The following is a 12,824-nucleotide window of genomic DNA, read 5'->3' as shown; positions in this document are numbered from 1 at the left end:
CAACAGGGTCTTGTTCTACAGTTAGGATACTTCCTTTTTCTTCAAGAAATTTATAAGCATATTTTTCAACTTCTTGTGAAGATAAATCTTCATATGCGAATTCGCTGCCAACAAATGGTCCAGACTTATTATTAGATGAAATTCTTTTTACACGTTTAATAGAAGGTAAGTATAACCATTGATCATCTGAGCCAATTTTGTGTGTAAAAGTTAGCGTAGAAGTACCTTTTACATCTTTAGGACTATTAAATACAATTAGAGATTTGTCTCCATCTTCTGTTAGTTCTAATGTCTTTGTAGTTAATAAACGTTCACTAGTTTGACCATTTTTATTTTTCAAGGTCATTTTTAATTCTACTGTAGAACTATTGAAACCTAAATCAGCTGTTTCGGCAGCTTTTGCGATTTCTAATCCACGATCTTCAGAAGATTGTGCAAAAAGTCCAACTGTACTTAAAAGAATTAATGTTAAGATTATTGTTTTCATGTTGTTTGTGTTTTATTGGATTATTTATCAAGAATTACTTTTGTGAATTCCTTTTTTTGAATGATTTTTTCTTTCTTTTTACTAGTCAGAATTAATAATGAAGGCAATAAAATAAAGTCAATTATTAAAGCACTTGTTATAATGATTACTGTAATTCTTGCCATGTAACTATTTAATGCAAATGAAGATGTTGAAAGCACTGCAAATCCGGCTAATAATACAATTGTTGTTGTTACAAGAGCTTTTCCAACAGTTTCGAAAGCATACACAACAGCTTGTTTGGCATCATATCCTAACTCTCTCCTTGCTCTTAAGAATTTACTCATAAAGTGAACAGTATCATCAACTATTATTCCTAAAGTCATACCAAAAACGATTACCATTCCTGTATTGATTTGCCCTTTGTAGAGTGCCCAAATTCCGAATCCAACAAGAACTGGTGTTACGTTTGGAATGATACTTAATAAGCCAAGTTTGAAGTTTCTTAAGGCTAACATAAGTACCAATGAAATTAAAATAAGTGCTATTATATTTCCATTAAACATACTTTCTGCTTGTCTGAAACCTAGTTTAGAAAACATTAGCATTGGACTTACAGCTATGGCATGCATTTCGGTTGGTGTATTATCAATTAACCATTGCTCACTTTTTTCAGCAAAAGCAATCATTTCTGGACTGTCAAGATTTTTCAATGTAACCGTTACACGAGATTCTGATTTATCGACATTTATCTGGTTGTTAAGATCTAATCCAAAAGGTAAAGACAGTTCATATAGTAATAAGTATTGGGCTGCTTCTTCACGATTGTCAGGAACATGATAAAAATGTTCATCATCTCCATGCATTGATCGATTTACACGTCTTGCAACTTCACTAAAAGCATTTACGTGAACAACTTCTGGTTGTTCGTTCAACCAATCCTCAAAAGCATTTAGCTTTGTAAGGTATTCTGGATTATTAATTCCTCCACTTTCTCCACTACCTACAGAAAACTCGATATTGTAGATTCCAGTTAAGTTTTCGCTTATATAATCGGTGTCTGTTCTAAAGGTTACACTCTCATCAAAGTAATTTATAAACTCGTCATTGAATGTGTTTTTTGTTGCCAAAAGGGATAAGCCACCAATTATAATTAGAGAAATAATAGTAAGTCTTAATGGTTGTTTTGCAACTAGATTCCCTAAAGAGGAGTACCAATTTTTATTTGTTTTAGTACTTTCCTTTTTCGCTTTAGTTTTTACTGGAAATATTGCCATCAATGCTGGAAGCGCAGTTGTTGAGAAAAGAAATGCCATTGTCATTCCAAAGGCTGTAATGTTACCTAAATCCCAAAAAGGAGGAACATCACCAAAGTTCATTGTAAGAAAACCGATAACAGTCGTTAAACTCGTAATGAAAACTGGCATAAAATTTAAACGTATCGATTCGATTAAGGCATCAACTTTATTAAGACCGTCTTGACGCATTTTCTGTAACATAGTTATCAGTATATGTATACTATCTGCTACTGCGAGGGTAAGAATCATGGTCATAAATGTTGCAGAAGGAGGTGTTAATTTAATACCCATTATACCAATAAACCCAATAGCACTCATAATTGAGAACATAACGACAACTAATGTAGCTATAGTGCTATAAATATTTCTAGTTAATATAAATGTGGTTATAATGACAATAATTAGCATTAGCATTGTCAATGCCATATCTGCCATTGAAGACTCGAAAAATGCTGTGTTTAATGGAACAAGACCAGATGTATGTACTTCAAAGTTTGGATGTTTCTCTTTGAATTCTGAAATCATATTCCTAGTAAACATTGTGACCTCAGGAATTTCTTTAGCACTATCAACACCAGGAAGTTTAACAGTAATATTAATTGCAGTTACACTTCCTTTTTCATTAAGAATGCGATTGACTAATAATGGTTCTTTTAAAGCTTTTTCTCTTATTTCAGCAATTTCATTATCATTTTTTAAAGAGGATTCATAAGACAAATCATCTACATACAAATCATCGCCTTCTGCACTTGTATGCTGAAAGTTTGTTAATGCGTCTACTCTAGACGAATACGGTGTGTTCCATGATTCTGCTGTTAATTTTTCAATAGCTGTTAAATTTTCTTTTGTAAATAAGTTGCCATTAGAAGGGGATAAGACAATTATGACATTATCATCTTTTGTGTATTTTTCTTGTAGCGCATCAAAAGCTTCTAGTTCAGGATTTGATTCACTAAAGAATACATGATAATCTCCATCAAATTCCATTTCCCCTTGAGAACCTAATCCTAAAGCAAGGATGAAAGTTCCTATTAAAACCAGCCATTTATTTTTAATAACAAATTTTGCCCATTGTTTAGCAAACATGTTTGTAGTATTTTTTACTTTTTTTAGTGCATTCATTTTTTTGATTGTTTTAGTTGACCAGTCGATTACTGATGTTGATCTATTAATTCGTTTGTTTACATATAAGACGATTCTGATTATATGTTAGGGGACAATTATTGAAAGAATTTAATAAATGACCAGTCGTCTATTAGTTGATTAAAAAAAATTATTTTAAAAGTACGTTTCTTATCATATTCATTGCATTATCTATAGGATAAGAGCTTTTCATTTCTTTCATACTTATCATAGCACCTTTTCCAGCATCTTCTATAAAGGCAGCAATATCTTCTGAACTCATCATGTTTTTTATTTCTCCTAAGTCTTTTGCTTCTTGAATGACATCAGTAATCGTCGATATAATTATTTGATCGTGAATCAAAATTGCTGTTCTAATTTTTTCACTATGCTCAGCCATTTCATTTCCTATATTGCAAGCCATACATCCCATTTTGCATTCCAATTCATTTTTTAAGATATTAATCCTGAATTCATGAAAATCTAAAAGTCTTTGTTTAGGAGATAATGATTTATTCTCCAAAATCGCTTTTGCAGGAGTAAACATCAAACAAAAATATTTATCTATGGCTTTCACCACAAAGTCCTCTTTGCTTTCAAAATAAAAATAGAAAGAACCTTTAGGAATACCAGCAACCTTTACAATATCATTGACACTTGTTGCATTGTAACCTTTAGACCAAAGCAACTCCATTCCTTTTTCTAAAAGAGCATCAGCTTTAAGATCGTGTTTTAAGGTTTTAGTCATTTTGAATTTTAATATTGCAAATATATGACCACTCGTCTAGTAATTGAGATTTTTAAATGTTAAATTTATTATAAACAAAAGTGGTTTGAGTGTAATGCGTTCAAAAACAATATTTTGTGGTTATTTTTTTATTCTCCCAACTGCGCAGCTTACAAAAGATTTAGCCTTTTTGGGTAAAGAATTTGTTTCTCCTGCAATAGGATATCCCAAGTCAGATAATTTCTTTTTTACTGAGTCAAAATTTGTTTCATCCATATAGCTAAAACTAACTTCGTCTGTTTCATTATCAACAGTAACTTTAGAAATGCCATCTAATTTAGATAACTGTGTTACTATAGTGTTTGCGCAACCATGGCATTTAAGGTTTTGGATGTTTATAGAAATACTTTTCATATATAATTTTTGTCAAACTGAGCGCAGTCAAAGTTAATTTGTGTAGAAAACTGAATAGGTTCCGACTGCGCTCAACCCGTCAGTATAGTTATTTATAAAGTTGTAGGACAAACAAAATCAGTAGTTGGCAAATCGGTTTTCTTAATAGCACCAAATCCACCTGCTACATCAATTAAGTTATTAAACCCTCTAGCCTTTAAAATAGAAGCTGCAATTACCGAACGATAACCACCTGCGCAATGTATGTAGTAGGTTTTGTCTTTGTTAACTTCGTTCATTTTTTCGTTGATAAAGTCTAATGACAAATGCTGGGCATTTTCTAAGTGCATAGATTGGTATTCACCATCTTTACGAACATCTAGAATATTAATATCACTAGTTTTTGCGCAGTTAGCAAATTCTTCTGCAGAAATAGATTCTAACGTTTCAATATCTTTTCCTGCTGATGACCATGCTTCAATACCTCCTTCTAAATAACCAAGTGTGTTATCATAACCAACACGAGATAATCGTGTAACAGTCTCAGCTGACTTTCCTTTAGGAACCACTAAAACAATAGGTTGTTTTAAATCTGTAATTAAAGCACCAACCCAAGGAGCAAAAGAGCCATTCAAGCCAATAAATATAGAATTTGGTATATGTCCTTTTATATAGTCCGATTCTGGTCTTACATCTAAAACTAATGCAGATTCATGATTTGCTAAAGCTTCAAACTCTTCAGGGTTAAGCGCAACATCACCAGTTTTTAGAACGGTATCAAAAGCGTCATAACCCATTTTATTCATCATGGCATTTTTAGCGAAATATTGTGGAGGTGGCGCAATACCATCAAGCACTTCAGTTACAAATTCTGCTTTTGTCATATCTGCACGTAAGGCGTAATTTGTTTTCTTTTGATCACCTAAAACACCAACAGTTTCTTTGCTTAAGTTTTTACCACAAGCAGAACCTGCACCATGAGCAGGATATACAATGACATCATCTGCCAAAGGCATAATTTTATTTCGAAGAGAATCAAATAACATTCCTGCTAAATCTTCCTTAGTCAAATCAGATTTTATTGCCAAATCAGGTCGTCCAACATCACCTAGGAATAAAGTGTCTCCAGAAAAGATGGCGTAATCTTTTCCGTTTTCATCTTTTAGTAAATAGGTTGCAGACTCTAAAGTATGACCAGGAGTGTGCAAAATTTTGATGGTTAGTTTTCCTAATTTAAGTTCTTCTCCATCGATTGCAGCATGGATATCATAATCTGTAGTGGCTCCAGGACCAAAAACAATCGTCGCTCCAGTTTTATTTGCTAAATCTACATGCCCAGAGACAAAATCTGCATGAAAATGCGATTCTAGAATATACTTAATTTTTGCATTATTAGAATCAGCTTTATCAATGTATTGCTGAATTTCTCTTAACGGATCAATTATAGCAACTTCACCATCTGACTCAATGTAATAAGCACCTTGTGCTAGACATCCTGTATATAATTGTTCAATTTTCATTCTTAATATATTTATGATGCAAATTTACGAAACTTCATTTTTTGAAATGTGATATTTATCACAAAGTATTAAATGAGCTCTTTATATAAGATATAAACTGCCATTACTATGGTGAAATATCCAAATCCTTTTTTTAATCGTTTAGCACTAATTTTTTTAGATAATGCTAGTCCTATAAAAATCCCAAAGATTGAGATAATCGTAAACGTAAGGAGAAACTGCCAATCTATAATTAACGTTTTTATGTCACCTAAGAATCCTACTAAAGATTGGATCGCAATAATAAATAAGGATGTACTGATTGCCTTTTTTATAGGCAGTTTTACTAGTAAGACTAATGCTGGAACTATTAAAAACCCACCTCCAGCTCCAACTAAACCTGCTAAAACACCAATACCTATTGCCTGTGTGCCAATTGCGAAATAGTGCATTTTATCAAATTCTTTAATTTCTGTATCACTATCTATTTCTTTAGATTTAATCATAGACCAGCCTGCTAAAAGCATAATTAAAGCAAATAAAAGCATTATAAAAAGTGAATTGGTAAGTTTGAAACTACCAATAGAAAATATGACTTCTGGTAAGTTTGGGATTACTAAACTTCTTACCATAAAGACAGTAATTATTGAAGGAACAGCAAATATTATTGCCGTTTTAAAGTCTATTCGATTTTGTTTAATATTTCTTAGAGTACCTACTAATGCCGTACTACCTACCACAAAAAGCGAATAGGCTGTTGCAGCAATAGGATTAAACCCTAAAAAATACACCAAAATAGGAACAGTTAAAATAGAACCTCCACCACCTATTAGACCTAAAACTAGCCCAACAATTAATGCGCCAAAATATCCTATAATTTCTGTTAATTCCATTTAATGAGGTAATTTGTTTTTTATTAAACCATATATAAAAGTGCCAAACAATGCTGCGGCAATAACAATAAGAATTGTAAATACTCCTGTTCCAACTAAAATATACATAGGTCCTGGACAAGCTCCACATAGTGCCCATCCTAAACCAAAGATAGTTCCTCCAATAATGTAGCGTGCAAACCCTTTTTCTTTTAACGGAACTCTTATATAAGTTCCTTGGATGGTTCTTATTTTTAATTGTTTAGAAAGTAATAGTAGAATAATACCAGTTCCTACGGCTGTACCAATAATACCATACATGTGAAAGGATTGAAACTTAAACATTTCAAAAATACGATACCAAGATACTGCTTCAGATTTTACCAAAACAATTCCGAAGAAAATACCCACTAAAAAGAATTTTAAATATTTTCCCATGTTAAAATAGAATTGGATAAATGAAATGAATCATAACTAAACCTCCGATAAAAAAACCAATTACAGCAATTAATGAAGGTAATTGTAAACTACTTAATCCTGTTATAGCATGGCCTGATGTACAACCGCCTGCATAACGAGTTCCGAAACCAACTAAAAAACCTCCAATGATCAAAATTAATAACCCTTTTAGACTAAATACAGAATTCCAACTAAATAGTTCTGGTGGTAAAAGACTTTGACCAGCGCCATTGAAACCAAGAACGGTTAAATCTTTGATGGTATCTTCACTAAGGTCTATATGGATTGGATTGGATAGATAATTATGGGCTATGAAACCTCCAAGTACAGCTCCAAGCACTACAATAAGATTCCATCTTTGGCTTTTCCAGTCGAACTTAAAAAAATCAACATGTTTCCCAGCTCCTCCAATAGCACACATTGTTCTAAGATTAGATGACATACCAAATGTTCTGCCAAAGTAGAGTAGGAGAAACATTACAATAGCAATGCATGGTCCAGAAACATACCATGGCCAAGGTTGTAAGATGTATTCCATAGATTTAATTTGATGCAAAAATAGAATTATACATAATAGGATATGCTACAAAAGTTACTAAAACTCTAAAACAGAGATTCTATTTCTTCCAAGTTCAATTTTATTTTCTCTTTCAAGTTGTTTTAAAAGTCTAGAAATTACAACCCTAGAGGTGTGTAAATCTTCAGCAATTTCTTGGTGTGTAATTTCCAGTGTTGTTGAGGCTGTTAATTTTACATGGTCTGTAAGATATTTAAATAATCGTTCATCCATTTTCATGAATGCTAATGTATCTATGGTTTCTAACATTTCATCAAAACGAACTTGGTAACTTTGAAGAATAAAGCTACGCCAACTCTCATTGGTGTTAAACCATAATTTCATGTTAGCAATAGGAATCATTATAACTGTTACGTCTTCGTCGGCAATTGCTCTAATTTTACTTACTGATTTTGCCATACAGCAAGTTAAAGACATAGCGCATGTATCTCCAGTTTCTAAAACGTATAATAGAAGCTCATTACCATGAGTGTCTTCTCTTAAAACTTTGATATTTCCATTAATAAGAAGAGGGATAAAATTTAAGTCTTGTCCAATATCTATAATAATATCGTGCTTTTTGTACGTCTTAAGAAAAGAGAAACTAGAGATATTATCAATAATTTCTGAATCAAATAAGTAGTGAAATGGTTGAAGTAATTCTTTTGAAATCATATTTCAAAAATACAATTACAATTTTGAAAAAAATAGTTTGGTAGTTTTTTAATAAATGTATTATATTTGCACCCACTTAAAAAGGCCTCGTGGCGCAACTGAATAGCGCACTTGATTACGGCTCAAGAGGTTACAAGTTTGAATCTTGTCGAGGTCACTGAAAGGGAATTTTCAATATTATTTTGAAAGTTCCCTTTTTTATTTCCCCCTAATGTATCTGATAAACAGGCGATTTGAGCAAAAATAGAATTCACTCTAAAAGTTTGAACTCTCTTGTTTTTGAAGTCATACCCTAAACCGTCAGGAAAGACCATATATTGAAGTTTTCTTTTCACTTCAATATCTCCAGAACTCCATAATAGCGGTAGATTGAGTGCATACTTCAATGCAGTATTTATCGACTTCTTAAGGTTTGAACTATCGAAGCTATGTTTTGATAAATTTTTCTTTTTTTGATTAACTTCTGCTACCAACTTGGTTCTGAATCTATCATATTGAGACTTATTTATTTCTTCAAAAACATAGCGCTCTTCTAAACGATCTAACTTCATTTCAATAGCGACTATACCACTTGATAGTTCTTTGGTCTCTTTAATAGCCTCTTCATTCATACTTACAAAAGTGTCGTAAACCATTTCCTTTAATGGTGCTACAAACTTCTTATCCTTTAGCTTGTATGTCTCTAAAAGCTCTAAAAACTCTTGATGTAGTTTCTTAGCACTTCTATTCTCCTTACTTCCCTTACGACGATTCTTATAATAGTAAAGCCCTTTTTTCTTTACGATAAACCCTGTGTAAGGAGTTCCACAAGTTGTGGACTTCAAGAATGTTTTCAGAGGTAAGTTTTCATCATCTACGCAGTATTTTCTGGTCTCAGTTCCTGTATTCAATAGGTTATGAATTTTAAGAAATAAATCTTTAGTTATCATAGGCTGATGATTGCCTTCAATAACTTCTCCTGGTATGAGGCTATTTACAATAAGTCCACAATAGAATGGATTTCTAAATAAAACGCTCAATCTCTTATCATTTATTTTAAGCCCTTTCTCCTGTAATTTATTTGCGATTTCAACGTGAGACATATTGCTGTTTGCTTTCCACAAGAAAGCCTGCTTCAATAGCCTTCCTTCTTTTGTAATAACAAATTTGGGAGTTTTTCCTTTTCCTGGATTGGCATTTGTGTAACCAAACGGATATGCGCCTGTCCAATGTCCTTTGCGAAGTTTCTCTTGCATTCCAGACACTGATTTATCTCTTCTCAATTCATTATCAAACTGAGAAAACATATAGTAAAGGTTCTGTTGGAATGATCCTGCACTTGTAGAAGTATCAACCTCTTGGGTAGCTGATATTGTGACAATACCTTGTCTTTTTAACTGATCACTTATGTAAGCGCCATTAGCTCCAGTCCTTGAAAACCTATCGTAAGAATAGACAATTATATAGCCTACGTTACTTCTTCGCTTTACATAATTAAGCATCTTTTGAAATTCCTTACGCTCATCACTTTTAGCTGACTCATAGGTTCCTCCAAAATACTCACTTACCACAAGTCCTTTTTTATTTGCAAGCTCCTTACAGTACTTTAATTGAGTTTCTAAACTGGCGTTGTTCTCTGCCTGTTCTTTGGTAGATACTCTTGTGTATATAACAGCTTTACCATCTGTTCGTAATTTTTGTCCTTTACCTTTTTTGGCAAACTGATCAAATATTGTTTGGTCTTTCATATGCTTAACTACTATTTTGAAGATGCTCACAAAGTACTTTTGCAAATTCTTCTAACTGGTTTATTGTCTCTTCTACTTTCTTATCTGAATAATCTTCGAAGCCATCAAACTTTTGAAGCCATTCAGCATCATATTTCTTAAAAGTAGGTTTTTCTTCTACTGCAATTGAGTTAGACATCTTAATTTTCTTATCAATCGCTCCATTACTTTTTGGTTACAATTGAATCTGAAATAGTGATCCTTATGATCTCGCAGCAAAGCTTCGGTAATTCCGATGACTATACTCAGTTGCTTAAATTGGTTTACTTAACCTTTGTTTTTACTGTTCTGTTAATCAAGACGATTCTGCCATCGCTTTGCTTAATTTCAATATTCTGATAATCGTGTTGTTTAAGGATATCTACTATTTTAGTTCTGTCCTCAATACGCTCAACTCCTTCAATCATATCAATTCGACCGTCACGTTTTACTATTCTCAATGATTGAAACTTTTGATTTCTTGTCATTTCAATTAACTGAAGTTCTTCAGGACTAAAATCATCTAATGACTTTGAATCCTTCTGTTCTATAATTAAACTCATTTTCTTTCGTTTAATAGCTCTCTCAATAAATCCACTTCTCTTTTAAGAGAAATATCAAGTTTCTCACGCGTTTCTTTAAGCTCTTCTCTTAGCTCTCCCATTTCTTCTTTAAATGAAATACGCATTTCTTTTATTTCTTCTGATTTCTCAATTAAAATGCGTTCTAATTTTTTAGATGAAGATTTGCTCTCCACTTGTATTTTTGAGATAATAGTCAAGAACTGTTTTACTCGTTCGCCATCTATTTGAGATATAAAGTTGTTAATCATTGTATTGACTTCTACAACTTCTACTAAGGTGTTCTTTGAGCCAGCCTCAGCATTGTTGATTCCTTTTATCTTTCCATTACCTGCGTGAATATTAGTCGCGTTATCTCCAGTACTACTTATTCCGTTTTTCTTTACAGTAATATTTGTGATAGTTGGTGGCTGATATTGCAATGGGGTTTCATTGTAGAAGTAATTCATATCTACATTAAAACGCTTAGCAAAATTGATGAGAGCTAAATGCGGAATATGCTTCGACCTGCTTCTTACTGCAGAAACTATACTTCTGTTAGTAGGATAAACCTCTTTACCAATTGAGCTGTCATTATTAGGTTTAATGCCTAACTCAGAATTTACAGCAATCACTTCATCTACTGCATTTACAAATTTGAGATCTATCTCATCATATTGGGGATTTTCTTTCATCTATATCTATCTATTTATCAATACGTTATTTACTTTATTGTTTTTAAAACAACATTATTTTAGATTATTATGTTAATTGAAATGCAATATTAAGTATATTTGGCATCAAATAAAGTATAAATGATGTTTTATTTGTATTTTATTTACAATATGTTGTCAATTAATTTACTAAACATTTAATTAATGTACCTAACAGAAGATATTAAAAAGGTGGTTCTCAGGATGGAGAAGCTTTATGATAGTCCCGTGAACGTCATAAAAAGCAAAACACAATTATCACGCCCCACGATTACCAAGTTTTTTAGACTACAATCTATCAGACCCAGTAGTGTAGAAATTATTTATGAATTGTGCCTTGATCTCATTGAAGAAAAAGAAGAAAAGCGATCTTCTATTAAGAAGCGAACAGAGATACTATTCAACGAGGCTTAAAAATTAAGATGCTTAAACGGGCACTTCACTCAAATTACCAGTACAGACAGCAAAAAAGCTGATTACTGGCTATTGTCTCAACAATGGCCATCATACAATACTCAACCGCATTTAATGCTTTAGAAGGTTACGTTAACCAGCATAATGCAAGCACAAAGGACCTCTCTTCGCATATAAGACAGGCAATGATCTTAACCACTCAAGAGATCATCAAGATTTATTCTATATCCTTACTGAAGGCAAATAGTATAGCTGCCATAGATTTACAGAATTTACCTCCATTAAAGACTAATAACGTACAGCTAGCCAAACGTGCCAAAGCAAGCACAAGAACCATCCAGCGACACCTGAAACGCCTCATAGAAGCTAATATCATCACTAAAAAGATATGGCACGGTTCCAATTCGGGATACGAGCTTTTTATCAACCCAAACATCTTGTTAATAGGTGGTGTAAAAGCCGTTAATAAGCCTGAAAATGAGCTTCAAACTGAAAAATCAAAAACTACTGATAATCAGTTTTTTAAAAATTCTAAAACGACAACTTGTCCTCATACAGATACTAGTAACAATGGTTACATAAATAATATAATAATAGGCGTTGATAAGTTGAAGACTAAAGCGAGTTCGTTACCACTCACGAACGGTTATGAGTCACGCAACGCTACTAGTAACACTTTTACAGGATACACAGGAAAAATAGACCCCAAAAAAAATAATGATGCAGGGGAAATAGAGCGGAAATCACGAGCCACAGATCAAACCAGCGCCGAAATTTCAGGCGTCGATCAGGCTCGTTCCGCTTCCCTATCATTTTATGTCAAGTCCTTCTGGAAACTGGCGCGAAACACCATCTACAAAGACCATTATCTTACTCAAAGTCAAGAGAAAATGGCGCTGAAACTACTTTATCTGTGGTATGAGCCCGTCTCTGACAAACAACTGCAAAACGTTCACGAAGTTTACGTAAGTCGCTTAGGAATTGTACAAAAATACATTGCAAAAGACCCAACAAAACGATACGTCCAGCTGCCAGACAAATACTTTGATCCAAAAAATCCATCAGGTTTTACGGGAACGAGAATCTGGTACCAAAAGCAGAAGAAAAGAGAATACGAGGTGCGGTTAAAACTGATTTTACAAGCTCAAATTCGTCGTTTTCTCAACAATGAGAAAAAAGAAACTGCAAAGCAAAAACCTCGCCTTGAGCTATTTAGGTCTTGCGAAACCAGAATCAGCAAATTAGGTCAACCAGAATTGTTGAACACTTTTCACGCTTCTGTTTTGAATCACTCTACACACAAATATTTACAACTTAATACTTAA

14 protein-coding genes and 1 tRNA gene are annotated in these 12,824 nt (G+C 33.0%); 2 read left to right on the top strand and 13 right to left on the bottom strand.

The genetic code is table 11. The features are described from left to right. The 9 genes from QZZ53_RS01050 to QZZ53_RS01010 all read right to left on the bottom strand — a co-directional run. On the bottom strand, positions 1-487 hold a 487-nt coding region (locus QZZ53_RS01050), incomplete at its 3' end, for an outer membrane lipoprotein-sorting protein (RefSeq protein WP_296380521.1). A gap of 20 nt (positions 488-507) precedes the next feature. Then, positions 508-2,916 carry an MMPL family transporter gene (locus QZZ53_RS01045; protein WP_365940169.1) on the bottom strand — a complete coding sequence of 803 codons (2,409 nt, stop codon included), beginning with the start codon at positions 2,914-2,916 and terminating at the stop codon, positions 508-510. Between the two features lie 121 nt (positions 2,917-3,037). Then, positions 3,038-3,634 (bottom strand): TetR/AcrR family transcriptional regulator, encoded by a 597-nt coding sequence (locus QZZ53_RS01040; protein WP_296380519.1) that lies wholly within the window; start codon positions 3,632-3,634, stop codon positions 3,038-3,040. 120 nt (positions 3,635-3,754) lie between these two features. After that, the gene (locus tag QZZ53_RS01035; protein ID WP_296380517.1) at positions 3,755-4,027 is read right to left on the bottom strand and encodes a heavy metal-associated domain-containing protein; all 273 of its coding nucleotides are present in this window, start codon (positions 4,025-4,027) and stop codon (positions 3,755-3,757) included. A gap of 92 nt (positions 4,028-4,119) precedes the next feature. Beyond that, entirely contained in the window at positions 4,120-5,526 is a 1,407-nt protein-coding gene (locus QZZ53_RS01030) for an MBL fold metallo-hydrolase (protein WP_296380515.1), read from the bottom strand. 68 nt (positions 5,527-5,594) lie between these two features. Beyond that, complete coding sequence (locus tag QZZ53_RS01025) at positions 5,595-6,398, bottom strand: sulfite exporter TauE/SafE family protein (protein WP_296380513.1); 804 nt, start codon at positions 6,396-6,398, stop codon at positions 5,595-5,597. Next, a complete protein-coding gene (locus tag QZZ53_RS01020; protein ID WP_296380510.1) occupies positions 6,399-6,815 on the bottom strand; it encodes a DUF6691 family protein in 417 nt (138 codons plus the stop codon). 1 nt (position 6,816) lies between these two features. Continuing rightward, positions 6,817-7,374 carry a YeeE/YedE thiosulfate transporter family protein gene (locus QZZ53_RS01015; RefSeq protein ID WP_296380508.1) on the bottom strand — a complete coding sequence of 186 codons (558 nt, stop codon included), beginning with the start codon at positions 7,372-7,374 and terminating at the stop codon, positions 6,817-6,819. Between the two features lie 57 nt (positions 7,375-7,431). Further along, a complete protein-coding gene (locus QZZ53_RS01010; protein WP_296380506.1) occupies positions 7,432-8,067 on the bottom strand; it encodes a Crp/Fnr family transcriptional regulator in 636 nt (211 codons plus the stop codon). An 83-nt stretch (positions 8,068-8,150) separates the two neighbouring features. Between QZZ53_RS01010 and QZZ53_RS01005 the strand changes: the two genes are divergently transcribed. After that, a tRNA-Arg gene (locus QZZ53_RS01005) sits at positions 8,151-8,224 on the top strand. On the opposite strand, the gene QZZ53_RS01000 is transcribed toward QZZ53_RS01005, so the two are convergent. The 4 genes from QZZ53_RS01000 to QZZ53_RS00985 all read right to left on the bottom strand — a co-directional run bounded on the left by QZZ53_RS01000 (position 8,190) and on the right by QZZ53_RS00985 (position 11,067). Next, positions 8,190-9,794, bottom strand: coding sequence for a recombinase family protein (locus QZZ53_RS01000; protein WP_296380504.1), 1,605 nt, complete (start codon positions 9,792-9,794; stop codon positions 8,190-8,192). The genes QZZ53_RS01005 and QZZ53_RS01000 overlap by 35 nt on opposite strands. A 4-nt stretch (positions 9,795-9,798) precedes the next feature. After that, the gene (locus tag QZZ53_RS00995; protein WP_161596083.1) at positions 9,799-9,972 is read right to left on the bottom strand and encodes a hypothetical protein; all 174 of its coding nucleotides are present in this window, start codon (positions 9,970-9,972) and stop codon (positions 9,799-9,801) included. 124 nt (positions 9,973-10,096) lie between these two features. Beyond that, positions 10,097-10,375: a hypothetical protein gene (locus QZZ53_RS00990; protein WP_179022109.1), complete on the bottom strand. Its 279-nt coding sequence runs from the start codon at positions 10,373-10,375 to the stop codon at positions 10,097-10,099. Next, entirely contained in the window at positions 10,372-11,067 is a 696-nt protein-coding gene (locus QZZ53_RS00985; protein ID WP_296380499.1) for a hypothetical protein, read from the bottom strand. Before QZZ53_RS00985 ends, QZZ53_RS00990 begins: the two co-directional genes overlap by 4 nt. A 515-nt stretch (positions 11,068-11,582) precedes the next feature. Between QZZ53_RS00985 and QZZ53_RS00980 the strand changes: the two genes are divergently transcribed. After that, positions 11,583-12,824: a hypothetical protein gene (locus tag QZZ53_RS00980; RefSeq protein ID WP_272022810.1), complete on the top strand. Its 1,242-nt coding sequence runs from the start codon at positions 11,583-11,585 to the stop codon at positions 12,822-12,824.

Origin of the sequence: Winogradskyella sp., from assembly GCF_016744625.1 — a bacterium.
Classification (GTDB): Bacteria; Bacteroidota; Bacteroidia; order Flavobacteriales; family Flavobacteriaceae; genus Winogradskyella.
The sequence above is the reverse complement of the archived record's forward strand: the minus strand, read 5'-3'. Positions and strand labels throughout refer to the sequence as shown.